This is a genomic window from Actinoplanes missouriensis 431 (assembly GCF_000284295.1).
Taxonomy (GTDB): Bacteria; Actinomycetota; Actinomycetes; order Mycobacteriales; family Micromonosporaceae; genus Actinoplanes; species Actinoplanes missouriensis.
Genome location: NC_017093.1, coordinates 5,374,131 through 5,400,552, shown reverse-complemented (window position 1 = coordinate 5,400,552; position 26,422 = coordinate 5,374,131). Strand labels below are relative to the sequence as shown.

25 protein-coding genes and 1 pseudogene are annotated in these 26,422 nt (G+C 71.0%); 10 read left to right on the top strand and 16 right to left on the bottom strand.

Translation table 11 applies throughout. The features are described 5' to 3' along the window. Positions 1-19 precede the first annotated feature (19 nt). Complete coding sequence (locus AMIS_RS25045; RefSeq protein ID WP_231859079.1) at positions 20-1,978, bottom strand: SpoIIE family protein phosphatase; 1,959 nt, start codon at positions 1,976-1,978, stop codon at positions 20-22. A 179-nt stretch (positions 1,979-2,157) separates the two neighbouring features. After that, positions 2,158-2,820 carry a GTP cyclohydrolase II gene (locus tag AMIS_RS25040; protein ID WP_014445202.1) on the bottom strand — a complete coding sequence of 221 codons (663 nt, stop codon included), beginning with the start codon at positions 2,818-2,820 and terminating at the stop codon, positions 2,158-2,160. Between the two features lie 162 nt (positions 2,821-2,982). On the opposite strand from AMIS_RS25040, the gene AMIS_RS44260 reads away from it, so the two are divergent. Further along, positions 2,983-3,852, top strand: coding sequence for a RibD family protein (locus tag AMIS_RS44260; protein ID WP_041831262.1), 870 nt, complete (start codon positions 2,983-2,985; stop codon positions 3,850-3,852). Between the two features lie 638 nt (positions 3,853-4,490). Here the strand turns inward: AMIS_RS44260 and AMIS_RS44255 are convergent. From AMIS_RS44255 to AMIS_RS25010, 5 genes and pseudogenes are all read right to left on the bottom strand, one after another. Further along, positions 4,491-5,417, bottom strand: a pseudogene (locus tag AMIS_RS44255) (lysylphosphatidylglycerol synthase transmembrane domain-containing protein); the annotation flags it as partial. A 56-nt stretch (positions 5,418-5,473) separates the two neighbouring features. Next, positions 5,474-6,238 (bottom strand): class I SAM-dependent methyltransferase, encoded by a 765-nt coding sequence (locus tag AMIS_RS25025; RefSeq protein ID WP_014445199.1) that lies wholly within the window; start codon positions 6,236-6,238, stop codon positions 5,474-5,476. Positions 6,239-6,527: 289 nt separating this feature from the next. Then, entirely contained in the window at positions 6,528-7,955 is a 1,428-nt protein-coding gene (locus AMIS_RS44250; protein ID WP_014445198.1) for a glycosyltransferase family 4 protein, read from the bottom strand. Beyond that, positions 7,952-8,350: a 6-pyruvoyl trahydropterin synthase family protein gene (locus AMIS_RS25015; RefSeq protein ID WP_014445197.1), complete on the bottom strand. Its 399-nt coding sequence runs from the start codon at positions 8,348-8,350 to the stop codon at positions 7,952-7,954. Before AMIS_RS25015 ends, AMIS_RS44250 begins: the two co-directional genes overlap by 4 nt. 57 nt (positions 8,351-8,407) lie before the next feature. Next, positions 8,408-9,385 carry a zinc-dependent alcohol dehydrogenase gene (locus tag AMIS_RS25010; RefSeq protein ID WP_041830043.1) on the bottom strand — a complete coding sequence of 326 codons (978 nt, stop codon included), beginning with the start codon at positions 9,383-9,385 and terminating at the stop codon, positions 8,408-8,410. A 180-nt stretch (positions 9,386-9,565) separates the two neighbouring features. Here AMIS_RS25010 and AMIS_RS25005 point away from each other — a divergent pair, with 180 nt between their 5' ends. Continuing rightward, positions 9,566-10,318: a CDP-alcohol phosphatidyltransferase family protein gene (locus AMIS_RS25005; protein ID WP_014445195.1), complete on the top strand. Its 753-nt coding sequence runs from the start codon at positions 9,566-9,568 to the stop codon at positions 10,316-10,318. Between the two features lie 57 nt (positions 10,319-10,375). On the opposite strand, the gene AMIS_RS25000 is transcribed toward AMIS_RS25005, so the two are convergent. Further along, positions 10,376-11,260, bottom strand: a complete 885-nt coding sequence (locus AMIS_RS25000; RefSeq protein ID WP_014445194.1) for an ABC transporter substrate-binding protein — start codon at positions 11,258-11,260, stop codon at positions 10,376-10,378. Between the two features lie 64 nt (positions 11,261-11,324). Between AMIS_RS25000 and AMIS_RS24995 the strand changes: the two genes are divergently transcribed. Beyond that, positions 11,325-12,194, top strand: coding sequence for an endonuclease/exonuclease/phosphatase family protein (locus AMIS_RS24995; RefSeq protein WP_231859078.1), 870 nt, complete (start codon positions 11,325-11,327; stop codon positions 12,192-12,194). A 42-nt stretch (positions 12,195-12,236) separates the two neighbouring features. Here AMIS_RS24995 and AMIS_RS44685 read toward each other — a convergent pair whose 3' ends face one another. From AMIS_RS44685 to AMIS_RS24980, 3 genes are all read right to left on the bottom strand, one after another. Beyond that, positions 12,237-12,815: an HAAS signaling domain-containing protein gene (locus tag AMIS_RS44685; protein ID WP_014445192.1), complete on the bottom strand. Its 579-nt coding sequence runs from the start codon at positions 12,813-12,815 to the stop codon at positions 12,237-12,239. A gap of 157 nt (positions 12,816-12,972) precedes the next feature. Beyond that, positions 12,973-13,821, bottom strand: a complete 849-nt coding sequence (locus AMIS_RS24985) for an alpha/beta fold hydrolase (protein WP_014445191.1) — start codon at positions 13,819-13,821, stop codon at positions 12,973-12,975. Positions 13,822-13,983: 162 nt separating this feature from the next. Further along, entirely contained in the window at positions 13,984-14,352 is a 369-nt protein-coding gene (locus tag AMIS_RS24980) for a hypothetical protein (RefSeq protein ID WP_014445190.1), read from the bottom strand. Between the two features lie 186 nt (positions 14,353-14,538). Between AMIS_RS24980 and AMIS_RS24975 the strand changes: the two genes are divergently transcribed. Further along, positions 14,539-14,808, top strand: a complete 270-nt coding sequence (locus AMIS_RS24975; RefSeq protein WP_014445189.1) for a hypothetical protein — start codon at positions 14,539-14,541, stop codon at positions 14,806-14,808. A 179-nt stretch (positions 14,809-14,987) separates the two neighbouring features. Continuing rightward, on the top strand, positions 14,988-16,847 hold the full coding sequence (gene htpG / locus AMIS_RS24970; protein WP_014445188.1) for a molecular chaperone HtpG: 1,860 nt from the start codon (positions 14,988-14,990) through the stop codon (positions 16,845-16,847). 20 nt (positions 16,848-16,867) lie between these two features. Here htpG and AMIS_RS24965 read toward each other — a convergent pair whose 3' ends face one another. The 3 genes from AMIS_RS24965 to AMIS_RS43440 form a co-directional block, all read right to left on the bottom strand. After that, positions 16,868-17,704: an IS5 family transposase gene (locus tag AMIS_RS24965; protein ID WP_041830879.1), complete on the bottom strand. Its 837-nt coding sequence runs from the start codon at positions 17,702-17,704 to the stop codon at positions 16,868-16,870. Positions 17,705-17,782: 78 nt separating this feature from the next. Next, positions 17,783-18,601, bottom strand: coding sequence for a PfkB family carbohydrate kinase (locus tag AMIS_RS24960; protein WP_014445187.1), 819 nt, complete (start codon positions 18,599-18,601; stop codon positions 17,783-17,785). A gap of 22 nt (positions 18,602-18,623) precedes the next feature. Next, a complete protein-coding gene (locus tag AMIS_RS43440) occupies positions 18,624-18,782 on the bottom strand; it encodes a hypothetical protein (RefSeq protein WP_172666623.1) in 159 nt (52 codons plus the stop codon). A gap of 137 nt (positions 18,783-18,919) precedes the next feature. On the opposite strand from AMIS_RS43440, the gene AMIS_RS24955 reads away from it, so the two are divergent. From AMIS_RS24955 to AMIS_RS24935, 5 genes are all read left to right on the top strand, one after another. After that, positions 18,920-20,434 carry a DHA2 family efflux MFS transporter permease subunit gene (locus tag AMIS_RS24955; protein WP_014445185.1) on the top strand — a complete coding sequence of 505 codons (1,515 nt, stop codon included), beginning with the start codon at positions 18,920-18,922 and terminating at the stop codon, positions 20,432-20,434. Next, on the top strand, positions 20,431-21,036 hold the full coding sequence (locus AMIS_RS24950; protein WP_014445184.1) for an acyl-CoA-like ligand-binding transcription factor: 606 nt from the start codon (positions 20,431-20,433) through the stop codon (positions 21,034-21,036). Before AMIS_RS24955 ends, AMIS_RS24950 begins: the two co-directional genes overlap by 4 nt. Before the next feature lie 93 nt (positions 21,037-21,129). Next, the gene (locus AMIS_RS24945; protein ID WP_014445183.1) at positions 21,130-22,632 is read left to right on the top strand and encodes a GntT/GntP/DsdX family permease; all 1,503 of its coding nucleotides are present in this window, start codon (positions 21,130-21,132) and stop codon (positions 22,630-22,632) included. Between the two features lie 157 nt (positions 22,633-22,789). Further along, a complete protein-coding gene (locus tag AMIS_RS24940) occupies positions 22,790-23,629 on the top strand; it encodes an alpha/beta hydrolase (RefSeq protein ID WP_231859077.1) in 840 nt (279 codons plus the stop codon). Between the two features lie 70 nt (positions 23,630-23,699). Next, positions 23,700-24,287 (top strand): NADPH-dependent FMN reductase, encoded by a 588-nt coding sequence (locus AMIS_RS24935; RefSeq protein ID WP_014445181.1) that lies wholly within the window; start codon positions 23,700-23,702, stop codon positions 24,285-24,287. 97 nt (positions 24,288-24,384) lie between these two features. On the opposite strand, the gene rfbA is transcribed toward AMIS_RS24935, so the two are convergent. Both rfbA and rfbB read right to left on the bottom strand, forming a co-directional pair. After that, positions 24,385-25,275, bottom strand: a complete 891-nt coding sequence (gene rfbA, locus AMIS_RS24930; RefSeq protein ID WP_014445180.1) for a glucose-1-phosphate thymidylyltransferase RfbA — start codon at positions 25,273-25,275, stop codon at positions 24,385-24,387. A 52-nt stretch (positions 25,276-25,327) separates the two neighbouring features. Continuing rightward, a complete protein-coding gene (gene rfbB / locus AMIS_RS24925; protein ID WP_041831260.1) occupies positions 25,328-26,317 on the bottom strand; it encodes a dTDP-glucose 4,6-dehydratase in 990 nt (329 codons plus the stop codon). Positions 26,318-26,422: the final 105 nt, after the last annotated feature.

Genomic DNA, 26,422 nt, shown 5'->3' with positions numbered 1-26,422 from the left:
AACGAGCGCCTGTGGATAACTATGGGGTGACTCCGGAGAGGCCGACCATCTCCAGGACCTGCCGCGCGGGGCTGCCCGGCAGCGCGACGAGCGTGAGCGGCGCCTCGCCCCGGTGGCTGTCCGCGACCATGTGCAGGGCTGACACGCCGGCGCTGGCCAGGTGCGTCACCCCGGAGAGGTCCACGGTCATCGGGACGGTTCCGCCCCGGCTGCGGCGCAGCAGCTCCTGGCGGGCGAGCGCGGCGGAGGCGGCGTCGACGGGACCGTCCAGGCGCACCCGGGCCTCGTCCCCACCGGGCAACTCCGTGATCGTGAACTCCGTGATCGCCGGATCATCGAGGTCCGCAGGCACGACGAGCGGCTCGTCGAAACCGGTCAGCAGCCGGGCCGGGCGACTCAGCGGATGCCGCACGGTCGCCACCGTCCCGTCCGGTCCGGGCTCCACCCGCAGGCTCTCGACCAGCTGCGCGGTGAGCGCGAGACCCCGGCCGCGGGTCGGTTGCCGTTCCGGGATTCGCCAGCCCCCGTGATCGGTCACGGTCGCTTCCACGTGCCCGGTGGGGGTGAGCGTCGCCCGTACCCGAATGACGTCCTTGCCGAAGGCGCCCCCGAAAGCGTGCTCGATCGCATTGGTGGCGAGTTCGCCCAGCGCGTGCTGCAGCACGAAGACGTCATGCTCGGCGGCGCCCTGAGCGGCCAGCCAACCCCCGATCCGGGCACGCGCTCCGCGTAACGCCGCCGGCTCAGCCGGCAGATCGACAACCAGATCCGGTACGGGCGGAGTGCGCTGCGCCGCGAGAAGGGTGATGTCGTCGGAGTGCCCGCCGGCCCGCACCAGGAGCTCGACGGTCTGCGTGCAGACCCGTTCGGCGGCGGTCGCGGCCGGGTCGTGCAGGGCTCGCCCGGCCGCCGCGTCCGAGGCGACCGACGCGAGATCGCCGGCGTTGTCCGTCGCGCCGGGGCGTTCCACGATCCCGTCGCTGTAGAGAAGCAGCAGGTCACCGATGTCGAGATGAGCGGTCCGGGTCGGGAACGCGCCGCCGGTGCCGAGCGGCGTCCCACCGGTCGCGGGCAGGTAGCGGGCCGGTCCCGTACCCGGAACGGGTGGTCCTGAACGGTTTTGACCTTTGATGAGAAGTGGTGGGGGGTGACCGGCGGTGCAGTAGGACAGCTCGCCGGTCTGCGGATCGAGCAGGGCGAGACAGACCGTGGACGCGTAGGCGGCGCGCACCCGCCGGGCCAGACGGTCCGCGGCGGCCAGGGCCTCGGCGATGCTCGCGCCGGCGTCGAGACGCTCCTGGAGCACGGCCCGGAGCTGCCCCATCACGCCGGACGCGGTGACGCCGTGCCCCACCACGTCACCGACCACCAGGGCCACCGTGCCGTCCGGCCGGGACACCGCGTCGAACCAGTCACCACCCGCCCCGGTCTCCGCCTCGGCGAGCAGATAACTCGCCGCCACCTGCAACCCCGGAAGCACCGGCAGGCCGGACGGCAGCAACTCCCGCTGCAACGCCGTGATCACGTCCCGGCTCTGCTCATAGCGACGACGCAACCGGTCCGCCTCGGCCTCCGCGGCCTGCCGGGTGCGGGCCAGCTCGGTGACGTCGAACGCGGCCCCGATCACCCCGCGCAAGCTGCCGTCGTCGTCACGCCAGGGCACGATCGTGAAGGTCGCGAACATCTCGTGGACCGAGCCGTCCGGCTGCGTGATGTGCGCCCGCCACTGCCGTCCGGCGATCGGCTCGCCGGTCCGATACACCTCGTAGTACGCGTCGACGAACTGCTGACCCGAGAGATCGCTGATCACCTCCCGGATCGGGCGGCCGATCACCTCCCGGCCGGGCAGGACCGCGCGGGTCGCCGCGTTGCACGCGACCACGAGCAGGTCCGGCCCCTCACAGACGACGACGATGAAGGGCAGCTGATCGACAGCGCCGAGCATCGCGCCGAGTTCGCCCGCTCCCGGAAGGTTCACGCCCGTCACCCTCCCATCGTGACGGAGCGAGCGCCAGAAGGCGCTGAAGGTCACCCGCCCAGGGTCGCCGCTTCTGGTCCGCCTATTACGGTCTACTGTGCCTGGTTCGTTCCCTCTCGCGCTGTGGTATCGCGCGCTGTCTGTCTCGTTGTATTTCGCGCTATTCCGCGTATTTCGCGCTATTCCGCCAGCGGGAGGTCGATCGTGTGTGCCGTGTGGGAGGCCTTGACGCTGAGGTAGCGCACGTTGGCCGCGGACAGGTGCACGCCGGTCGGGATCCGCTGCGTCACGTCGATGCCGAGCGCGTCCAGCTGGGCGGCCTTGTCCGGGTTGTTGCTGAGCAGCCGGACCCGTTCCACACCGAGGGCGAGGAGCATCTGCGCCGCGGCCGTGTAGTCACGCTCGTCCTCGCCCCGGCCCAGAGCCACATTCGCCTGGTACGTGTCGAGGCCGTCGTCCTGCAGCGCGTAGGCGTCCAATTTGGCGTAGAGGCCGATGCCGCGGCCCTCCTGGCGCAGGTAGAGCAGGAACCCGCCCTGATCGGCGATCCGCTCGACGGCCTCCCGCAGCTGCGGCCCGCAGTCGCAGCGCTGGCTGCCGAAGACATCGCCGGTCAGGCACTCGCTGTGCGGCCGCACCAGGGGAGCCCGCCCGCCGGCAGCCGCCTTGGTCAGGGACCGCTGCCAGTCACCGAGGCCGAGTGCCAGGTGCTCCTTGCCGTCGACCAGGCCGTTGAAGGTCATCACCCGCGCGCTCGTGGCGTACCCGTCCGGGAATCGCAGCGGCACGGTGACCTGCCGCCGGATGGTCGCCTTCTCCCAACCTGCCGGGGCTTCGAACATCGGTCCTCCTCGTTGGTTCCCGCCGTGCCTGTTTCCGCCGTGCCTGATTCCCGCGCGTGCTGTTTGCCGCCGTGCCTGGATCAGGCCCTCCATCTGCCCGAAGATCGTCCGCGGCATGCCCCGGATAATCGTGATGAACATCGTCGACCTAGGGTGACGAAGGTGGCTGACCGTCCTTACACCTTGCTGAGCTGTGGCATGTCGATCGACGGCTACCTGGACGACGCCTCCGACAAACGACTGCTCCTCTCGAACGACGCGGACTTCGACCGGGTCGACGAGGTCCGCGCCGGCTGCGACGCGATCCTGGTCGGCGCCTCGACGATCCGCCAGGACAACCCGCGCCTGCTGGTGCGTTCGGCGGAACGCCGGGTCGCCAGGATCGCTCGCGGCGAGGATCCCAACCCGGTCAAGGTCACCGTAACCAGCACCTGCCACCTCGATCCACAAGCATCGTTCTTCACGGCGGGGGACGCGAGGAAGCTGGTGTACTGCGCGACGCCGGCGCTGGCCCAGGCCAGGGCGCTGTTCGAGAAGTCGGCCGGGCCGGGTTCCGCTCAGGTCCCCGATGAGCACTCCGCCGGCGGTCCTGCTGGCGGCGGGTCTGCTAGCGGCGGGCCTGGCGGCGGCGGACCTGCCGGCGGTAGGCCCTCTGCCGGCGGTAGGCCCTCTGCCGGCGGTGGGCCCTCTGCCGGCGGGCTTCCTCGTCGTGGGCTGACGGCCGTTGTGGACGGCGGTGACCCGGTCGACGTCCGCCGGATCGTGGACGACCTCGGCGAGCGCGGCATCAGGCGTCTGATGGTCGAGGGCGGCGGCCGGATGCACACCCAGTTCCTCACGGCAGGTCTCGCCGACGAGCTGCAGCTGGTCATCGCCCCGTTCTTCGTAGGGGACTCCCAAGCACCCCGTTTCGTGCACGACGGCGCCTTCCCCTGGGGGCCGGACAACCGCGCCGGACTTGCCGAGGTCCGTCAGATCGGTGACGTGGTGCTGCTGAGGTATGCGCTTTCGGACCGCTTCCACGCCCGATAGCGAACGAGCCCCGGACAAGCCCTGCGCGGGCCGCTCGTCCGTGGGCTGCCGGTCCGTGCGGTGCTTGTCCGCAGGCTGTTCGTCTGCGGGCTGTCCGTCCGTGCGGTGCTCTCGCGTGCGGTGCTTTTCCGCGCGCTGCTCGTCCGCGTGGCGCTCGTTCGCGGGTGGGGTGACGCGCCCTAACGGCAGGATCAAGCGGCGACACCGCCGGAGTAGGCCGGCTGCCGAACAACGGTGCGCCGGGGCGCAGGATGCTGAGCAGTCGGATGCAACGTCCCCGCAAGCTGATCGGCCGGGAGCCGGGCATCCTGGGGTTGAGCGCTGCTGAGCTGGACTGTCTGATGTTGTCCGACAGAAAGCTGAGGGACCGGAAGCTGGGTGACCGGAAGCTCGGTGAGGGGCAGCTGACCAACGGGCAGCTGACCACCGGGCAGCTGGACGCCGGGCAAGTGGGCCGCGGGCAGCTGGACGCCGAGCGAGTGGGCCGCGGGCAGCTGGGCCACAAGCGAGTGGGCCGCAGGCAGCTGGGCGACGGGCAGCAGCGCCGGGACGATGACCGGGCGTGCGGCCATGACGGGCGCCGGCGAGACCGGGGCCACAAGCCGTACCGAAGAGGTCTTGATCGTCTGTTGTGCCCTGGGGCGGGCCACCACTCGGAGCAGGACGATGGCTGCTCCCGGCGCTGCCGCCACGAAGGCCAGGATGCCGTAGGCGACCGCGATCGTCAGACCCTGCGCCGCGCTCAGACCCGCCGCGCCGAACGCCCACGCCATCACGCCCTCGCGCGGACCCCAGCCGCCCACGTTCACCGGCAGGCCCATCGCGATCAGCGCCAGCAGCAGCAGCGGTGCCAGCTGCAGCAGCGAGGCGGCGCTCCCGGCTGCCCGCGCCGCCACCATGAACGTGGCGAGATGCCCGGCGAGCACCGCGGCCGACGCGATCAGCACGCCGGGACCGTTGCGCCGCGAGAGGAGGCCGACGCGGATCTCGGAGATCCCTGTGCGTGCCACCGAGGCCGTGCGAGACGCGCCGCGCCGCAGTCGCCGCAACGCGAGCAGGGCGAACCCGCCGGCCAGGACCACGGTGACGCTCACCGCGGCAACCCCGGCTGCGTGCTCCTTCAGCAGGGACAGGACCGGCGACGGCACGAGCACCAGCACGATCCCGCCCACGACGAGCAGAACCAGCTGTCCGGCGGTCCGCTCGAGCACCACCGCCCGAACCCCGCGGCCCACGTCGCCCTCCTCACGGCCGTGCTGCACCGCACGCCCGACGTCGCCGAGCACCCCGCCCGGCAGCGCCGCGTTCAGAAAGAGCGCCTGGTAATAGTCGGCGGTCGCGGCCCGCAGCGAGAGCTTCAGGCCGAGGCCCCGGGCAACCAGGCACCAGCGCCACGCGCTGACCAACGTCGTCGCGGCGCCGATGACGAGCGCTGCGGCGAGGGCACCTGCGTCGAGCACTCGCAGCCCGTCCAGGAACGCGCCGGTGCCCAGCCGCCACAGCACCAGAGCCAGAATGCCGGCGCCGCCCAGCAGGCGCGCCCAGGCCCAGATCGATCGCGTCACGTCCTCGTCCCCTCGTCGCTCTCGAGGACTAGTACGCCGGATCGTTGCGCCCCGGTTCAGATGAAGATCGCTAAAACATCCTGATGCCCCACGGAGACGTGCGGAACTGCTGCCAGCCGTCGATCCAGATAGGGGCCCACCGGCAGGTCGGGATGCTGCTCGGCAGCCGCACCGGTCCAGCCCCGCAGCCACTCGGCGGTCAGCGCGGGCCGAGCCGGGCCGAGCCGCCACGGGCTCGCTCCGGTCACAACCCGGGCACCCGCCTTTTCGAACGCGGCCGCCGCGAACGCAGCCGCCCCCGGCCCGAGCAGCCGGCGGCCACCGACCTCGCGGCGCTGGTGCGCGTTGAAAGCAGCCTCCACCTCACCATCCAGCGGGTCCTCGGGGACGATCCGCACCTCACCGGTCACCGAGAGGGTGAACAGCGCGCTGACCCGGGCCTCGGCGCACGTCTTCACGAGGCCGTCGACCTCGTCCTCGGTGAGCACGTCGAGCAGTGCGGAACAGGTGACGAGGTCGACGCCGTCCAGGTCGGCAGCTGTCAGCTCGGTGACGTCACGCAGGTGGGTGCTGACCGTGACCTGCGGCGGCATCCCGTCGGCGGCGAGTTGCAGCAGCGCCGGGTCGCGGTCCGTCATGATCCATTTCTGCGGCATCGGAAGACGGGGCGCCAGCCAGCGGCCCATCGAGCCCGTGCCGCAGCCCAGGTCGCGAACGACGCGTATGCCGGCCGGCAGCTCCTGCAGCAGCTGTCCGTCGCGTGCATCAGCGTCGGCGGGCTCGCGCAGGGCGAGCCAGTCAGGGCTGAACTCTCCGGTCATGGGTCTCTCCGTCCGTTGTTGCCGGTTCGAGGCTTGCCAGTTTGCCCGTGGCGGCCTAACAGGGCCGTGTCAGTTCTTGTTAGGCCGGTGTTAGGCCGTGCTGGATAGCGTTCGTCGTGTCAGGGCAGGTCTGCGGCGGCGCCGATTCTGCCGACCGGCCGTTGGTCGGCCGGCTGAGGCGGTGGCGTGGCCGGCCAGGGTGGTGGTGTGGCCGCCGATCCGAGCGGCGCTGGGTGTCAGCGGGCGCGCGGGGTGTCAGCGGGTGTGGCTTGTCCGTGGGTGTGGTTTGTCAGTGGGTGCGGAGGATTTGGGTCAGGCGTGCGGCGGTGTCCTCCCACCCGGTGAGGTCAGCGCGGCGGGTCAGGGCAGTGGCGCGCCAGCGGGCTCTAAGTGCGGGGTCGGTGAGCCACTCGCGAAGGGCGGCGGACAAGGCGTCCGCGTCGTCCGGAGGCACGAGACGACCGGGCAGGAGGCTGTCGGGTTCGAAGCGATCGAGCAGGAGGTGGTCACGCTCGTGGCGATCGGGCAGGAGGTTGTCGGGCTCGAAGCGATCGGGCTGGGTGGGATCAGGATGGAGAGGGCCGGCTTGGAGATGGTCGAGCCCGTGGTGGTGGGCGGCGTCCGTTGGGGTGCCGAGCGTAAGAGCTGCGGGGGCGACGGTTCCTAGGGCTTCCGGGACGCCGCCGACGGCGGTTGCGATCACTGGAAGGCCGCGGGCGAGTGCCTCGGTGACGACCATGCCGTAGGTCTCGGCGCGGGAGGGGAGGACGAAGAGGTCCGCGTCGGCGTAGGCGGCGTCGAGGGCCGTTCCGGTCAGAGGGCCGGCCAGGTGGACGTTCGGGATGAGCTCCGGGACGGCGGGGCCGGTGCCGACCAGGGTGCAGGTCCACTCCAGGTCGGGGAGCTGCTTCAGGGCCGCGATCAGGACGTCCTGGCCTTTGCGGTGGGTCAGCGACGCCACGGTGAGCAGGCGGGCCCCCGACGGGGAAGGCTCGGTGAGCGGGGCGGGGTCGACGCCGGGCGGGGCCACGTGCACGGCGAACGACTCGTTCGCGGGGGCGGGCTCTCCCGTCTGCCGGGCGATCGCCTGGCCACTGCTGGTCTGGGCGGTGCTGGCTGGGGTGGTGCTGGTCTGGGGAGTGCTGGCTTGGGGGGTGCTGGCCTGGGCGGTGCCGGTTGGGACGGTGCCCGGTCGGCGGGTGCTTGGTTGGCCGGCGCCTGGGTGGCTTGTGGCCGGCTGGGGGACGCCTGCTCGTGCGGTGCGGTTCCTCGGGGACAGGCCGTGCATCTGCTCCAGGCGGCGGGCGGCTTCGGTGCTGGTGGCTATCACCGTCGCGGCCAGGTGGAGGGAGCGTTTCTCGAGGGCTTGTAGTTCGGCTGCTTCCGGTGTGGAGAGGCCGGTTTCGTCGGAGAGGGGGAGGTGGACCAGGATGGCCAGACGCAGGCGGGTCGCGTGCGGCTCGAGGACGTCCGGGATCGCGCAGGCCACGAGACCGTCCAGGAGAACGGTCTCGCCGTCCGGGACCGTGGACAGGGCCTCGGCGACGGCCTGGCGGGCGGCGGGCTCGGGGCGGGGCCAGGTTCCGGGGACGGCTGTCTCCCGTACCGTGAAAGGGCCTTTTGCCAGGCGGTTGAGGACCTCGCGGTCGTATCGGTTGCCGCCACTCGGCGCTGCCGGGTCGTCGATGCCACCCGGCAGCACCGCGTGCAGAATCACAGGTCGCGCTCGTAGCTTGCCCAGGCGATGTGCGACTCGTGCAAGGTCACCGTGAGGCCGGTCAGGCCGGTTGCTCCGGGGCCCAGCTCGCCGGCCTGGATGCGGACCGCGAGGCGGTCGGCGATCACTTTCGCCAGGAACTCGGTGGAGGTGTTGACGCCGGAGAACTCCGGGTCGTCGTCGAGGTTGCGGTAGCTGAGCGTGGAGCAGATGGTGTGCAGCTGCTCGCTGGCGCGCCCGATGTCCACGACGATGTTGTCATCGTCCAGCTCGGGGCGGCGGAACGTCGCGTCCACGACGAAGGTGGCTCCGTGCAGGCGCTGGGCCGGTCCGAAGACCTCGCCGGAGAAGCTGTGCGCGATCATGATGTGGTCGCGGACGGTGACGCTGAACAAGGGATCGTCTCCTCGGGTCGCTGGTTTGCGGGACTACGGTTACCCGTACCAGAAAGATCAATTCGTGGTTGCGTAGTCGATCACGTGGCAGAGCGCGGGCAGTGAGCCGTCGGCCAGTTGGGGGAGGGTTTTGGGGAGGTCGTCGAAGGGTGACCGTCCGGTGATCAGCGCCGCGAAGCGGGGGTCCTCCAGCAGGGACAGAGCCAGCGTGAGGCGGTCGGCGTAGGTTCGATGGCGGTCGGGGCGGATCGCGCCCACCTGGCTGCTGCGGATCGTCAGGCGGCGGGAGTGGAAGAACTCGCCGAGGGGCACGCTCACCGGCTGGTCGCCGTGCCAGCTGAGTTCGACCACGGTGCCTTCGGGACGCAGCAGTTCCAGGGACCTCGTCAAGCCGGCTGATGTCGCGCTCGCGTGGATCACCAGGTCACGGTCCTCGGCGGCGTTCTCCGGGGTGGCGAAGCCGGCCTTCAGGGATCGCGCGATGTCGTTCCGGCTGACGTCGGTGTCGACCAGCTGGACGTCGGTGGCGGGGAAACCGGCCAGCACCGCCGCCACGGACAGGCCCACCATGCCGCCGCCGACCACGGTGATCCGGTCGCCGAGCTGCGGGCGGGCGTCCCAGACGGCGTTCACCGCGGTCTCGACCGTGCCGGCGAGCACGGCACGGTCCGGCGGCACGCTGTCCGGCACCACTGTCACGTTCGCGGCGGGGACCACGTACCGGGTCTGGTGCGGGAAGAGGCAGAAGACGGTCTTGCCGACGAGGCCGGGGACGCCTGCCTCGACCACGCCGACGTTGAGGTAGCCGTACTTCACCGGGGCGGGGAAATCGCCGGCCTGGAACGGTGCTCGCATCGTCGCCCACTGGCTCTCCGGCACCCGGCCCTGGAAGACCAGCGTCTCGGTGCCGCGGCTCACTCCCGAGTGCAGAGTCCGGACGAGAACCTCACCCGGACCGGGATCGGGCACCTCCTCGGTGCGTATCTCGCCCGATCCCGGGCAAGCCAACCAGAAGGCACGGGCCGATGTCGACAAAGGGGGCGTCCTCTCTCCGTGGTTCCGCTCCCTCGGTCGCTCGGCTCCGCCAGAGGTTCTGGTCTGTCGGATGTCGCCTGGAGCGGCTTCGAAGAACGGATCGGGCTTTACGTGAACCGAACATCCCCGGAGAGCGTGTCAATCGGGGACAGCGGCTAAACCCTACGTCCAGGAGGAACGGTGACCATCAGTACCGCCACGACCACGACGAGTCCGTCCCGGGCTCCGCTGGCCGGGTTCGCCGCCCAGCTGCTCCTGCTGACCGGACTCGCGGTCACCTCCGGCCTGAGCAGCTGGGGATGGGTCGCGGGGGTTGTGTTCGGAGCTGTTCTCTGCGGACTTCTGCACCGCGCCGCTCTGCCGTCCCTGGGCTGGGCCAACCTGATCACTTTCGGACGCGCGATCCTCACCGGCGGCGTGACCGCGCTTGTCGCCTCGGCGGCGTCCGGGGTGACCGTGCCGGCCGCGCTCCTGGTCACGATCGCCGCGATCGCGCTCGCCATGGACGGCGTCGACGGGCAGGTGGCCCGCCGCACCGGAACCAGCACGGCGTTCGGCGCGCGGTTCGACATGGAGGTCGACGCGTTCCTCATCCTGGTGCTGAGCGTGTCAGCAGCCCTCGAGTACGGCTGGTGGGCGATCGCCATCGGCGCTTTCCGGTACGTGTTCGTGGCCGCGTCCTGGGCGCTGCCCTGGCTGACCGCGCCGCTACCGCCCCGATTCGGCCGCAAGGTCGTCGCCGCGCAGCAGGGAGTCATGCTGGCGGTCGTGGTGAGCGGCCTGCTCCCGGGCTGGCTCGCGGTCGCCGCTCTGATCATGGCGCTGGGGTCGCTGGCGTGGTCGTTCGGGCGGGACGTGATCTGGCTCCACCAGGCGTCCCGGGTGCGGCACACCGCCCGCAGCCGCTGGTCCGCGACCCTGGTGACGCAGTAACGCGGCGCTCTGAGCGCCGGTGACAGGGCAGGGTCAGGCAGGCGCTCGGGGTTGTGGTCAGGCGACTCGGGCCACGGCGCCGGTGGGGGCGGGCGGGACGGCGCCGGGATGCAGGATGGCGGCCATCGCCTCGACGCCGTCGATCAGGCGCGGGCCCGGCCGGACCACCAGGCCGTCGCCGTCCATCGCCCACACCTGCGCGCCCGGGAAGTGCGCCGTCACCGCCTCGGCCTGCCGGACCGCGCCGTCCAGGTGGTACCCGCACGGCGTGACCAGCACGATCTCCGGCTCCGGTGCGGTCAGCTCGGCCCACGACACCTGCACCGACCGCTGACCCGGCCGGGCCGCCACCGGCTCACCGCCCGCCGCCACGACCAGGTCCGGCACCCAGTGCCCCGCACCGAACGGCGGATCCACCCACTCGACGACCGTCACCCTCGGGCGCGGGCGGCCCTCGACCGCCGCCGCCACCCGGTCCAGGCGTTGCTTCAGCCGGGCGGTCAGGTCACGACCCCTTTCCGGTACGCCCACCGCGCCCGCCACCTCCTCGAAAGTGTCCAGCACCTCGGGGAGGGTGTGCGGGTCCAGCGACAACACGTCCGCCCGGCAGCCGAGGTGTGCGAGGGCGTCGTCGACGTGACCGGACGGCAGCGCGCACACCCGGCACAGGTCCTGCGTGAGGATCAGGTCGGGGGCCAGGCCCGCCAGCGCGTCGGCGTGCAGCGTGTAGAGGTCGCCGCCGGCCGCCATCTGGGTACGGACGTAGTCGTCGATCTCCGCGGGTGTCATGGCCCGCGTGTCCCGGCCGCCGACCACGACAGTCTTCGTGGAGCGGGCAGCCGGCGGCTCGTCGCACTCGAACGTCACGCCGACCAGGTCGTCGCCCAAACCCAGGGCGTACACGATCTCGGTGGCGGAGGGCAGCAGGGAAACCAGACGCATGGTCCCATCCTGCCCCTTTTCGAGCCCGGCGAGCGGCCGTGCGCGCGGCTGGCACCATGTGCCGGTGCCGATCATCGTCGCGGCCCTGCTCCTGTTCCATCGGGCAGTGCCGAACGCCAGCCTCCTCGAGACGTTCCTGCCGTGGCTGGGGGTGGCGATTCCGATCCTGCTCGTGCGGGCCTGGTTCCGGTCGCTGCGCGCGGTGATCATCGCCGTCCTGCCGCTCATGGTCTGGCTCGGCGTCTTCGGGGAACGGTTGCTGCCGGCGTCGGGCGGCACCCACCAGCTCGTCGCGGTGCAGCACAACGTCAGCGACGAGAATCCCGACCCGGCCGGAACCGCGCGCACGCTGGTGGAGCCGCGGCCGGACTTCGTCGGGCTCGAAGAGGTGACGCCGGAGGCGCTGCCCGCCTATACGGCGGCGTTCGGGCGTGACTATCCGCACGTCATCGTGCAGGGGACGGTGGCGCTCTGGTCGCGGCATCCGCTCACCGAGGCGCGGCTGCTGGACATCCGGCCGAGCACCCAGGGCCCCGACTGGAACCGGGCGCTGCGGGCCGTGGCGCACACGCCGCACGGCGACATCGCGGTCTACGTGGCGCATCTGTCGTCGGTGCGGCTCGGGCTGGGCGGGTTCGACTCGGCGAACCGGGACGAGAGCGCCCGCAAGCTGGCCGCGGCCGTAGCCACCGAGCCGCTCGATCGGGTGCTGCTGCTCGGTGACCTGAACAGCACCGTCGACGATCGGGTGCTCGACCCGGTCCTGGAGCGGGTGCACACCGCGGGGGGCGGGTTCGCGTTCAGCTGGCCGGTGCGCATGCCGGTCGCGCGGATCGATCACGTGATGGCGGACGGGATGGCGGTGGTCGATGTTCGGACGTTGCCGCGGACCGGCAGTGATCACCTCCCGGTGGTGGCGCGGTTGCGGCTCTAGGAGCGCGTTGCCCGGGAGCCCGTGGTCGGGTGGTTTGGGCGGTCAGGGGCGTTTCAGGCCGGTCAGCAGGGCCAGGCCGGCTGTCACCGAGCCGGCGCAGGCGCCCAGGTAGAGGATCAGGAGGGCCAGGCCGCTCGAGGCGCCGGCCAAGACCAGGGCGGTGAGCAGGGCGCCTGCGGCGGAGCCGGTGGTGAGGATCCAGGCTGCCGCTTTCTGCATCGGGGTCCAGCTCGGGGAGCCGGTGGCGATCAGCATGCCGGCGCCGGGGGCCAGGACGGGCAGGACGAAGCTGCCGGCTATCAGCAGGGCCACCGCGGTGTGGTCGGCGCCGCTGCCGCCGGCCGGAGCGGGCGCCGGTGGGGCCGGGACGGGAGTGGGCAGGCGCAGGTGGGTCGCCATGCCGCCGCGGCGGACGGCGTCGGCCAGCTGCTCGGGAGGACCCAGGCGGCTGATCACCCGGGACGGGTCGTCGGCGAGGTCACGGCGGAGGGCGATGTAGCCGGTGACGGTGCTCATCAGCTCGTCGCGGGCCTCCGGGGAGAGGTCGTCGCTCGCCGCCCAGAGCGCGGCCAGGTAGTCCAGGACAAGCGTGTCGGCGTGGGCCAGTGGAGCCGCGGTCATTATTACCCTCCAGCGTGGGATGCCAGGTCGGCGATGCCCGTCAGCATCTCGCCCGAGGGCCGTCCCGCGCATCGGACCAGGGTGGTATCCGCCGGCTCCGAAGTAGAACTTTCGGCCTACGACGGAAGGCGCATGCGGGGTGCGGCGGGACTCCGGGTCAGGCGTTGTGGAGGATCTCGTCGAGGACCCGGTCCCAGACGGCGCGGGGCGGGAGCTCGTGACCCACGCCCTCCAGCCAGACCAGGCGGGACTTCGGGATCGCGTCGGCCAGCTCCCGGGGGTGCTCGGCGGGGAAGCGCTGGTCGAGGGTGCCGTGGAGGATCACGGTGGGCGCGACGATCGTTCCGAGGCGGTCGCGGACGGGTGGGCCGTAGCCGGCCAGGCGGTGGTTGCGGCGTCCCGCGGCCAGGTCGGCGCTGCGGTCGAAGATGCGCTCGGCCAGGCGTCGCAGGTGGGGCTCGGCCGCGGTGAACGGGCCGCCCCGGTCGCGGATCTCGGTGATCAGCCTGGCGACGGCGGCCTTGCGGTCGGTCCAGTCGATCTCCGGGAGAGGGCGGGTCGCTACGGACACCGGGGCCGGAGGTGGTGGGAGGGCGGGGTCGGGGTCGCCGGAGCGGGCGCTTGTGGAGATCAGGGTGAGAGAGAGGACTCGGCCGGGATGGTCGGCCGCTATGCGCTGAGCTATGCCGCCGCCCAGGGAGAAGCCGACCAGGTGGGCCGAGGGGAGGCCGAGGACGTCGAGCACGCCCAGGGCGTCGTTCATCAGGTCCTCCCCGGAGTAGGCCGGGGAACCGATGGGGAAGCACGTGGAACGGCCGGTGTCCCGGTGGTCGTAGCGCACCACCAGCCGGCCGCCGGCAGCCAGGCGCCGGCAGAACTCGTCGTCCCACCAGTCCATCGAGCCGCCGTCCCCGGAGAGGAGCAGCAGCGGGGGATCGGCCGGCTCGCCGAACGTCTCGACACACACCTGGATGCCGTTGACCGGCATCATCGTCTCGGTCACCACGAGAACATTGTGTCGAGACTCACTTGCGGGCACGTTAAATGGACATCACATCGCGGGTCCGCGTGACGTGCTCGATCAGGGCAGAGCTCATGGGAGAGCGGCGTTCATCGGGAAGCAGAGACGGCCAGGCCGTTGCCGGCCTGGCCGTTCCGGTCGCCGGGGCTAGCGGCGACTGGGTGCGGGTACGGCGGTAGCCCGTGCCTGGCTACGGACCACCCGCAGGCTGACGGCCGTGAGGCCGAGGGCGACGGCGAACAGGGTCAGGTGCAGGTACGGGTCGACGATCGGCACGAATCCGATGATCGCGACGGGCACCTGGACGACGGCGATGAGCGCGGCCAGCAGCCAGCGGCGGCCACCGCTCCAGAGCAGGGCGGTCCACACCGGCGCCGAGGCAACCAGCAGGGTCAGGCCGTCCAGCAGGGCATGCAGGGCCGGGCTTTGCACTCTGTTGTGCGCGAACGCGTTAGCGGGCGCGGCGATCCAGAGGCCGGCGAGGACGAGGGCGAGAACGACAGCGGCACGACGCATGGGTTCCTCCAGCGTGACTAGACCGTTGCTCCGAGTAATCAAGCTACCGAACCCCGGTGGGGCAGGTAAAGGCTCACGTGGATTCATTCGCCTCGGCGTGATGTCACTCTCCGTTGCACTCTGGGTCCGTGATCTCGCCCGATCGGTTGGTTGGATACTTTCCGTGACGGTCGCTAGGCTGCTGTCATGCGTTTGATGGAGACGGTGGTGACGGCGGCGCTCACGGTGAGTATTGCCGGTGTTTCTTACGCTGCGTTCATCCCGGAGAAGCTGGAGAGCGACGTGCGGGTGGTTCCGGAGGCTGCCACGTGCCGGACGGTGGACACGGCGATCGTGGGATACCTGAGCGTGAACGGGGTGGCGCCGACGTCGACCGAGCAGCTGGCCGGCTGGGTGAAGGGCGATATCTCGGCGTACAGCATCGAGAACGGTGTCGCGGCGGGGCCCGGCTGTTGACTCTGACGGTGCACCGGTAGCCGTCGGCCGCGCAGCGGCCGGGACGGCGCAGCGAGATCGCGCGGACTCTCGGGGGCGTGAACGTGCGGTTGGGGGCTGGTCGGGCGTACCGGAAAGGGTGTGGGGTTTCGGAACGTCATACGATCGGGCTGGAGTACCCACGGATATGACGGAAACGGGTGACGATGGAGACGTTGGAGTTCCAAGCAGAGGCGCGCCAGCTGCTGCAGCTGATGGTCCACTCGATCTATTCGAACAAGGACATCTTCCTGCGTGAGCTGATCTCCAATGCGTCCGATGCGCTGGACAAACTGCGCCTCGCCAAGCTGCAGGACGGCCTGGAAGCGGACACCTCCGACCTGCACATCGAGATCGAGGCGGACCCTGAATCCCGGACGCTGACCGTTCGTGACAACGGCATCGGCATGACCCGGGAAGAGGTCGTCGAGCTGATCGGCACGATCGCGAAGTCCGGCACGGCCGAGCTGCTCACCAAGCTCAAGGAGGCCAAGGAGAGTCCGGAACTGATCGGTCAGTTCGGTGTCGGGTTCTACTCGACCTTCATGGTGGCGGACAAGGTCACGCTGGTGACCCGCAAGGCCGGGACCGACGGTCACGGCACGCGCTGGGAGTCGGCCGGCGAGGGCACCTACTCGATCGACGACGCGCCGGACACGCCGGTCGGGACCACGGTGACGCTGCACCTGCGCCCGAAGGACGAGGAAGACGCGCTCTACGACTACGCCGAAGAGTGGAAGATCAAGGAGATCGTCAAGAAGTACTCCGACTTCATCTCCTTCCCCATCCGGTACGTCTCCGCCGCCGGTGAAGAGGGCGAGACGCTGAACTCGATGAAGGCGCTGTGGGCGCGGCCGCGCAGCGAGGTCACCGACGAGGAGTACCACCAGTTCTACCGGCACATCAGCCACGACTGGACCGATCCGCTCGAGATCATCAACATGAAGGCGGAGGGCACCTTCGAGTACGAGGCGCTGCTCTTCATCCCGGCCCGCGCGCCGTTCGACCTCTTCCAGCGGGATGCCCGCCGGGGCCTGCAGCTCTACGTCAAGCGCGTCTTCATCATGGACGACAGCAAGGAGCTGATCCCCGACTACCTGCGCTTCGTCAAGGGTGTCGTGGACGCGGCCGACCTGTCGCTGAACATCTCCCGGGAGATCCTGCAGCAGGACCGCCACATCCAGATGATCCGGCGGCGGCTCACCAAGAAGGTCCTCTCCACGATCAAGGAGATGATGACCGGCAGCCCGGAGAAGTACGCGACGTTCTGGCGCGAATTCGGCCGGGCAATCAAGGAAGGCCTGCTCAGCGAGCCGGACAACCACAAGCCGATCCTGGAGATCGCGTCGTTCGGCACGACCCACGGCGAGGAGCCGACCACCCTCGCGGCGTACGTCGAGCGGATGAAGGAGGGTCAGGAGGAGATCTACTTCCTGACCGGTGAGAGCCGCTCCCAGGTGGAGAACTCGCCGCACATGGAGGCCTTCCGCGAGCAGGGCTACGAGGTGCTGGTCCTCACCGACCCGGTCGACGAGATCTGGGTCGACGCGGTGACCGAATTCGACGGCAGGAAGCTGCGGTCGATCGCGCGTGGCTCGGTCGACCTGAAGAAGGACGCCTCGGAGGGGGACGAGGCGGCGGAGGGCGACTTCGCGCCGCTGCTCACCTTCCTCAAGGAGAAGCTGGACGACCAGGTGAAGGAGGTCCGGCTGTCGCACCGGCTGACCACCTCGGCGGCCTGCCTGGTCAGCGACGCGGACGACATCACGCCGGCGCTGGAGAAGATGTATCGCGCGATGGGCCAGGAGGGGCCGCGGGTCAAGCGGATCCTCGAGCTCAACCCCGGTCACCCGCTGGTCTCCGGGCTGCGGGCGGCGTTCGAGCGGGGCGCCGACGACGCGACCCTGCCGGACACCGCGGAGCTTCTGTACGGGACGGCGCTGCTCGCCGAGGGTGGCGATCTGGAGGATCCGGCCCGGTTCGCGAAGTTGCTGGCGGACCGGCTGGCTCGGACGGTTTAAGTGCGTGTTTGAGAGTGCTGTTATCCGGGCGTGCTCAATGTCCGGCGGCCCTGGCGGATGGCGGGTCGGCCGCGGTCGAGACGGCGGACCATGGTGTTGATCGCGGCCCAGCGGATCAATGCCTCAGAAACCGCGGGGTCGCGTTCATAGTCACGGGCCAGCCGGCGGTGCGCGGTCAGCCACGCGAGGCTGCGCTCGACCACCCACCGCCGGGGATGGACCACGAACCCACGCTGGTCGGCGGGCTTACGGACGATCTCGATGGTGGTCTTGAGCGTTTCGGCAGCCCAGTCGACCAACCGGCCGGCGAAGCCCTGATCGGCGAACACGTGCCGGATCGACGTGGTCAGGTACGTCGACAGCAAGGTCGTCTTCGCGCCGTCGCGGTCCTGCCAGGACGCTGACATCACGCAGACTACGACCAGCAGGCCAAGAGTGTCAGTGACGATGAACCGCTTACGTCCGTTGATCTTCTTCCCGGCGTCGTAGCCGCGGCTGTCGCTGCCGACGGTGTCGGCGGCCTTGACCGACTGCGAGTCGATGACACCGGCCGACGGCTCGGCTTCGCGGCCCTCGGCCAGGCGGACCTGCTCCCGCAACTCTTCCAGGATGCGCTCGGTGACCTGGCGTTTCTCCCACTGCTGGAACTGCCAGTACACGGTCTGCCAAGGCGGGAAGTCGACCGGTAGCTGCCGCCACGAGCAACCGCTGCGGACCACGTACAAGATCGCATCAACGATCGTCCTGCGCGGATGCTTCGGGATCCGGCCCGGCGACTTGATCAACGGGAGCATCGGCTCCACGATCTCCCACTGCTCGTCAGTCAGGTCAGACGGGTACCGACGCTCACGCTCCACCACGCCAGCTTCAGACCACTCTCGCCGCACCCAGGGACACGCCGTGCGACACCACACTCAAACACTCACTAAGGCTTTTCAGAGGTAGTTGAGCCAGGTCCTGGGGCCGGCGTGCGCGACGCGTACGCCGGCCACTTTTATCGCCTCGTGGATGGCGGTGGGGAGGGGCTCGCCGCGGACCAGGCTCACCGCCAGCGCGCCGTGGAAGGCGTCGCCGGCTCCGGCGGTGTCGACGGCGCGGACCGGGGGAACCGGGATGTCGCGGGCCTTCTGCCCGCGGGTGATCCACTGGACCGGTGCCGGGCCGTGCGTGACGATCACGTGCGGCGCGTCGACAGCGCCCGCGGGGTGGCGGAAGCTGGCGGAGCAGGCCACCACCTCGGCGTACGGCAGGATGTCGGCGAAGACCGGGCGCCAGCTGCCGGCGTCGACCAGCAGGCGGCGTGCGGACCGGGCGGCGGCCACGGCCAGGGCGGGATGGTGACCGTCGACCAGGGTCAGGTCCGCGTCGGGCAGGCCGCCCGCCGGGACCGGGGTCGTGCGGTTGCCGGCGTTGCGGCTCACGATCGAGCGCTCGCCGGTGCCGGACAGGACGGTGACCGCGGAGACCGGTGGCGGATCGGTGCGTTCGGGTGCGGCGTCGATCAGGGTTACCCCGTGTGCGGCGAGGTCGGTGCGGATCAGATCGCCCAGCGGGTGCGCGCCCACCGCGCTGACCAGGGTGACCTCGATGCCGAGCGGGGCGCCGAGGACGGCCGCGGTGACGGCGGCGTTAGCTGCGGGCCCGCCGGCCGCGACGTCGACCGACTCGGACTGGACCTTCTCGTCGGGGCCGGGGAGGTGGGCGACGCGTTGCACGAGGTCGACCGTGGTCAGCCCGACACAGAGGATCCGCATCTTCTTCGAGGGCGGGCGCTGGTCAGCCGTTCGCCAGCTCGGAGAAGAACGTGCCGATGTTGCGGAAGATCTCGGCTATGCCGTCGCCGATGCTGCGGGCCACGTCGGCGGCCGGGCTCGGGTTCGTGCCGATCCAGAAGATCAGCAGGAACAGCAGGATCCAGCCGATGACCTTCTTCATCGTGCCCTCCGCTTTCCCCGGGAATCGCCAGGCGAGATCGTGACACACCCTCGCAACGGCGTGCGGGCGGCGCGCCGTCGGCTGAGGGGCATCTCAGGAAACGGTACCCCCTTTCTTTTGAGAGTTACTGTCAAAAGATGACTACTCTCATGACGCGCTGGTACGCGCTCGCCGCCCTCGCTCTCTGCACCCTCGCCGTCGGGCTCGACGGCACCGTGCTCAGCGTCGCCCTGCCGACGCTCGCCGGGGACCTCGGCGCCTCGACCAGCGACCTTCAGTGGTTCACCACCTCCTACCTGCTGGTTCTCGCCGCGGCGCTGCTGCCCGCCGGGATGCTCGGGGACCGGTTCGGCCGTAAACGGTTCCTGCTCGGGGCGCTGGCCTTGTTCGGGCTCGCGTCGGCGGCCTGCGCGTACGCGTCCACGACCGGCCAGCTGATCGCGGCCCGGTCGGTGCTCGGCCTCGCCTCCGCGGTGATCATGGCGTTGATGGGCGCCGTCGTGACGGTTCTCTTCGACGAGCGGGAGCGGCCCAGGGCGCTCGCCGTGTGGGTCACCGCCAACGCGCTCGGCGTGCCGCTCGGACCGCTGCTCGGCGGGTGGCTGCTCGACCATTTCCACTGGGGCTCGGTCTTCCTGATCAACCTGCCGCTGGTGGTGGGCGGGCTGATCGCCGTCGCCGCCTGGGTGCCCGAGTCGCACGGTGACCGGGGACGCGGCGCCGACCCGGCCGGGATCCTGCTGGTGGTGGCGGGACTGGTCGCGGTGACGTACGGGATCATCGAAGCCGGTGAACGTGGCTGGGGTGACGGACGCACCCGGGTCCTCATCGCCTCCGGCGTGTTGTCCTTGATCCTGCTCGCGTTCTGGGAGCGGCGGGCCGCGACGCCGCTCATCGATCTCGCGCTGTTCCGCAACCGGGCGTTCACCGGTGGCACGCTCTTCGCCACGATCGCCGGATTCGCCTTCTTCGGGCTGCTCTTCGCGCTGCCGCAGCTTTACCAGGCGGTCGGAGGGCAGGACGCGTTCGGGACCGGCCTGCGCCTGCTCCCGGTGATCGGCGGTCTCGTCGTCGGCGCCCGGATCGCCGGGACGCTCGCCGGGCGGCTCGGCGCCCGCGTGGTCATCGCGGCCGGGCTGGCGCTGATGGCGGCGGGACTGTTCACGGGAGCGCTCACCTCGGCGGCCTCCTCCTACGGCTATGTGGCCTTCTGGATCACGCTGACCGGGATCGGGCTCGGGTTCACCATGCCGTCGTCGATGAACGCCGCGCTCGGCGCGCTCACCCCGGAACGCAGCGGCGTGGGGAACGGCCTGATCCAGGCGCTGCGGCAGGTCGGCAGCGCGATCGGGGTGGCGGTGCTCGGGATGATCCTCAACTCCGGGTACCGCGAGGCGGTCGGCACGGCCGGACTGCCGGAGCCGGCGGCGGACGCCGTCCGGGACAGCGCCGCGTCCGGTGTCGCGGTCGCCGGGCAGCTCGGCGATCCGGCGCTGCTCGCCTCGGTACGCGCCGCGTTCGTCTCCGGCATGGACCTCTCGCTGCTGGTCGCGGGCGCCGTGGCCGCGGTGGGCGCGGTGCTGGCGCTGATCGTCATGCCGGCGCACGGAACCGGGAGCACGCCCGTGGTGCTGGCAGAATCGGAGGCATGACAGCCCCGCCCACCGGATTGCGCGAACGCAAGAAGGCGAAGACCCGGGCCGCGATCCGCGAACACGCGATGCGGTTGTTCGAGGAGCAGGGATACGCGGCGACGACCGTGGACCAGATCGCGGACGCGGCCGAGGTCTCGCCCAGCACGTTCTTCCGCTACTTCCCGTCCAAGGAAGATGTCGTTCTGGTCGACGACGTCGACGCGGTGCTGCTCGGCGCGATCCGCGCGCAGCCCGCCGCCGTCCCGCCGGTCGAGGCTATCCTGCGCGGGATCCGTGGCGTGTTCGACGGGATGAGCCCGGAGACCTGGGAGTTCGAGCGGCGCCGGCAGCGGCTCGTGCTCGGTGTGCCCGAGCTGCGGGCGCGGATGCTGCACCAGATGACCGACGCGATCGACATGGTGGCCGGGGTGATCGCCGAGCGGGCCGGGTTGCCGGCGGACGACTTCTCGGCCCGGGTGATCGCGGGGGCGGCGGTGGGGGCGATGGTCGCGGTGCTGCCGCCGGAGGGGGCGGAGAAGACCGACGGGGTCACGCCCGCGGACTATCACCGGTTGGAGAAGGCGCTGGTGTTGTTGCAGGAAGGGCTTCCACTGGGCTGACACGGCGGGCCAGTGCCTTTCCGGGCGTCGCGGACTGGCGACGTAGGGACCGTACCAAGATTGAACGGTGTTTCAGGTGGGTAACGCGGGCGCATGACGCCCCTTGCCGCCGAGGCCATCACCGATGCCGGTACCGGCCAGCTCATCCTGGCGGCGGTGCTCGGCATCGCCGCCGTCGTCCTGCTGATCGCCTGGGCGAAATGGCATCCGTTCCTCGCCCTGATCACCGGTTCCGGAGTGCTCGGCCTGGTCGCGGGCGCCTCGCCGGGAGCGGCGATCGACTCGTTCACCACCGGCCTCGGGAACACGGTCGGCAGCGTGGGCGTGCTGATCGCGCTCGGCTCGATGATCGGCGCGCTGCTCGCCGAGTCCGGTGGCGCCGACGGCATCGTCAACCGGATCGTCAACGGGGTCTCCGGCGCGGCGCTGCCGTGGGCCATGGCCGGTGTCGCCGCGCTGATCGGGTTGCCACTGTTCTTCGAGGTCGGCGTGGTGCTGCTGGTGCCAATCGTGCTGCTGGTGGTTCAGCGGACCGACATCGGGCTGCTCCGCCTCGGCATCCCGGCGCTGGCCGGCCTGTCCGTGCTGCACGGTCTCGTCCCGCCGCACCCCGGCCCGCTGGTCGCCATCTCCAGCCTCAACGCGGACCTGGGCATGACGCTGCTGTTCGGCCTGATCTGCGCGATCCCGACAGTGATCATCGCGGGACCGGTGTTCGGCAACTTCATCGCGAAGCGGGTGCCGCTGGCGAAGCCGACCCTGCTGGCGACGGCCGCAGCCGGCGGCGGCGCCACCACCGAGCGGAGCGGCGCCGGCACCGCCCGGCCCGGCTCGGGTCCGGCCGGCGGCCAGGACTTCGTCGACCGCTCCGACCTGGCGAACCCGAGCGAGCCCGGCGAGCTCGTCGACGACCAGGTGCGCGGGCGTCGCAACCCGGGCTTCTGGGCGGCCGTGCTGACCGTGCTGCTGCCGGTCGTCCTGATGCTGGCGCGCGGCGTCGCCGAGGTCGTCCTGCCCGAGGGCGACAGCGTGCGCAACGCCTTCGAGATCATCGGTGAGCCGGTCGTGGCGCTGCTCGCCGGCGTGTTCGTGGCGATGTGGGCGCTCGGGTACCGGGCCGGCTTCGACCGCAAGGAGACCTCGGCGGTGCTCGGTGGCGCGCTGCCCCCGATCGCCGGCATCCTGCTGATCGTGGCGGCCGGCGGCGGCTTCAAGCAGGTCCTGGTGGACGCCGGGGTGGGCAACGTGATCGCCGACGCCGCGCAGGACGCGAACATCAACGCGCTGCTGCTCGGCTGGCTCGTCGCGGTCGGCATCCGGGTCGCGACCGGCTCGGCCACCGTCGCCACGATCACCGCGGCCGGCATCGTGGCACCGCTGGCCACCACGCTCGACTCGCCGACGGTGGCGCTGCTGGCGCTGGCGATCGGGTCCGGGTCGCTCTTCTTCTCGCACGTCAACGACGCCGGGTTCTGGCTGGTCAAGGAGTACTTCGGGATGACCGTCGGACAGACCATCAAGACCTGGTCGGTGATGGAGACGATCATCTCGGTGGTCGGGTTCGCCTGCGTGATGCTGCTCAGCCTGGTCGTCTGACCGGCAGGGAGAGTAGCGACTGTCACTTTGACCTGTTCGGGGGCCCGATGGGCCGGGTGGCGCCGCTGGCGACGGTGGTCACCGCCCTGCGGCCGGTGCTCGGCCAGGACTGGACGCCGCCGGCGATTTATGGGTAGGGAGCCGTATGCATGATGTGATGACCATTCATCCGGCCGCGGACGGCGGCAGCGGACCGCGCCCGGCCGTGCTGGTGCTGCCCGGCGGAGCGTTCCGGTTCCACGCCGCTCACGAGGGCGACGGGTACGCGCGCTGGCTCAGCGGGCTCGGGCTCCACGCCTTCGTCTTCCGGTACCCGCTGCTGCCCGGCCATCCGCTGCCGGAGCCGCTGCTGGCCTGCCGGGAGGCCCTCGACTGGATCCGATCCGGCCCGCACGGGCTGGATGTGGACACCACCCGGCTCGGGGTGATCGGATCCAGCGCCGGCGGCCTGCTGGCGGGTCTGCTGTCGGCCGGCGCGGTGCTCTCCACCGACGAGCCCGGCGCGGTCCGGCGCCGGCCGGACTTCACCATCCTCGCCTACGCACCGGCCGATCTGCGGCTGCTTCCCGACGAAGCGGTGTCCGGCCTGCTGGACGGGCGGATGGACCGGCGCGACGAGTTCTCGCCCGTCCGGCACATCGACGGCGACGTCGGTCCCACCTTCCTGTGGGCGACCGCCGAGGATCCGCCCGGTTTTCCCAACGCGCTGGCGTACGCCGCCGCGCTGCAGCAAGCGGGTGTCCCCGTCGAGCTGCACATCTATCCGCACGGCGGGCACGGCCTGGGCCTCGCCGACGGGGTCGTGTACGACGGGCAGGGGGAGACCCGGGTGCCGCACACCGCGGAGTGGGCGGACGCCTGCGCGAAGTGGCTGCGTTCCGAGGGTCTGCTGCCGGAGCCGGCCGCGCCGCGGGGCGAGCCGGGTTCGACCGGCGGTCCACCGCGCGGCTCTAGCGTCATCTCGGAACGCCCGCCGGGACGGGCGCCGGCGCGCTGACGGCGCGGGCGGACGCCACCGGCTGCCGTGGCGTCCGCCCTGTTCCCGCGCACCGGAGGTGTCCGCAACGATGACCACCCCCCTCGTCGTCATGGTCAGCGGCTCCCTGCGGCCAGGCTCCACCTCCGACCGGGTGGCGGAGTGGTGCGCGCGGCAGTGTGCCGAGGAGGGCGTCCGGCCGGTGGTCCTGCCCGGGGCCGCGCTGGAGTTCCCCTTCTACCGTCCCGGCCTGTCCGCGGGGCACGACGGCGTCCGCGGCTTCCTCGCCACCATGGCGGCCGCCGACGGCCTGGTGCTGATCTCACCGGCGTACCACGGCACGGTGACCGGCCTGCTGAAGAACGCGCTCGACTATCTCAACGACCTCGACGGCCCGCTGCCGTTCCTGGACGGCCGCCCGGTCGGCTGCGTGGCGGTCGGCGCCGGCGTCCAGGGCGCGGTGTCCACCCTGGCCACGCTGCGCACGGTGAGCCACGCGCTGCGCGCCTGGCCGACACCCCTGGGCGTGACCGTCACCGAGTCCGGCGCGTTCGGTGTCACGGCGACGTCGGCCGCGGAACGCCAGTGCCGTACCCGGATGGCCGCGCTTGTCGGCCAGGTCGCGTCGATGAGCCGGCACCTGGCTGCGCGCCGCGCCCCGCTGGCCGCCGGCCGGTGACGTGACGGACGGCCCGCGCGGAGCGATCCGCGCGGGCCGTCCTGTGCACGACGTCAGGCCGGTCGTTGTCGGGCCGGTCGTTGTCGGGCCGGTGTTGTCACTCCGGCCGATGGCCGGCCATGGCGGCGCGGGCGGTGTCCATCACGTACTGCGAGTACGTCGAATGCCCGGCCCCCGCACCGAGCCTGTAGCACTGCTCCGGGGTGATCAGGCCCATCCGCATCGCGATCTCCTCGAGACAGGCGATCTGGATGCCCTGCCGCTCCTCCAGGGTCCGCACGTACTGGCCGGCGTCCAGCAGCGACGCGTGGGTGCCGGTGTCCAGCCAGGCGAAGCCCCGGCCCAGATCGACCACCCGCGCCTGGCCGCGTTCCATGTACGCCCGGCTCACGTCGGTGATCTCCAGCTCGCCGCGCGCCGACGGGGTGACTCGCCCGGCGATCTCCACGACGTCGTTGTCGTAGAAGTACAGCCCGGTGATGGCCCGGTTGCTGCGGGGATGTTCCGGCTTCTCCTCGATGGAGACCAGGCGGCCACCGGCATCCGTCTCGCCGATGCCGTGCCGGTGCGGGTCGGCGACCTCGTAGCCGAACAGCACGGCGCCCTTCACATCGGCGGCGAGGCTCTGCAGCAGCCCGGAGAAGCCGTGCCCGTGGAAGATGTTGTCGCCGAGGACCAGCGCGACCGTGTCGTCGCCGATGTGGCTCGCGCCGATCAGGAACGCCTCGGCGAGCCCGTTGGGCTGCGGCTGCTCGGCGTAGGTCAGCGTCAGGCCCAGCCGGCTGCCGTCGCCGAGCAGCCGGGTGAAGGCGGGCCGGTCGGCGGGCGTGCAGATGATCAGGATGTCGGTGATCCCGGCCAGCATCAGCGTCGACAGCGGGTAGTAGATCATCGGTTTGTTGTAGACCGGCGCCAATTGTTTGCAGATGCCGATGGTGACCGGATGCAGACGGCTGCCGGTGCCACCGGCCAGGACGATTCCCTTCATGCCGCACACTCCTTCTCGACCCGGGGGAGAGGTTCGGATGCCGGCCGGGCGGTCACCGGCCGAGCTCCTGATAACGCCGTTCGGCGCGTTCCTTGTGCGCTGTCCACCACCATTCGTTGGCGCGGTACCAGCCGGCCGTCGCGGACAGCCCGGCGGCGATGTCGTCGTAGACCGGCCGCCAGCCCAGCTCGGTACGGATCTTCGAGGTGTCGTTGGCGTACCGCAGGTCATGTCCGGGCCGGTCGGGGACGTGGTCGTAGGCGTCCACCGGCCGGCCCATCGTGTCCAGGATCAGCTCGACGATCTCCCGGTTGCTGCGCTCGTCGCCGGAGCCGATGAGGTAGGTCTCGCCGATCCGCCCCGCCTCGAGGATCAGGTGCACCGCGGCGTTGTGGTCGTCCACGTGGGTCCACTCCCGGACGTTGACGCCGGCGCCGTAGAGCCGCGGGCGCTCGCCGCGCAGCACGTTGGTGATCTGGCGCGGGATGAACTTCTCCACGTGTTGATAGGGCCCGTAGTTGTTCGCGCAGTTCGACAGCGTGGCCCTGATCCCGTACGACCGCGCCCAGGCCCGCACCAGCATGTCCGAGGCCGCCTTGGTCGCCGAGTACGGGCTGGACGGGTCGTACGCGGTGGCCTCGGTGAACCGCTGCGCGGAGTCCAGCGGCAGGTCGCCGAAGACCTCGTCGGTCGAGACGTGGTGAAGCCGCGTGCCGTGCCGGCGGACCGCTTCGAGCAGGCGGAACGTGCCCACGACGTTGGTCCGCAGGAACGGCTCCGGATCGTGCAGCGAGTTGTCGACGTGCGACTCGGCGGCGAAGTGGACCACCACATCGGCCTCGGCGGTCAGCCGGTCGACCAGATCCGCGTCGCAGATGTCACCGCGTACGAACGTGATGTCGCCGGCCACCGGGCCGAGGCTGGCGCGGTCACCGGCGTACGTCAGCGCGTCGAGCACGACGACGCGCCAGCGGGGATGGTGGCGGACGGTGTAGTGGGTGAAGTTGGCGCCGATGAAGCCGGCGCCCCCGGTCACGAGCATGGTGGGCATGGCGTCGACCCGATCCTCGGTGGTGGGCGGCGGAACGCGCGCCGGCTCCGTCCGGCGGTCGCCGGCCCAGCCTGCGGCCGCCGTCTCGGGCCACGC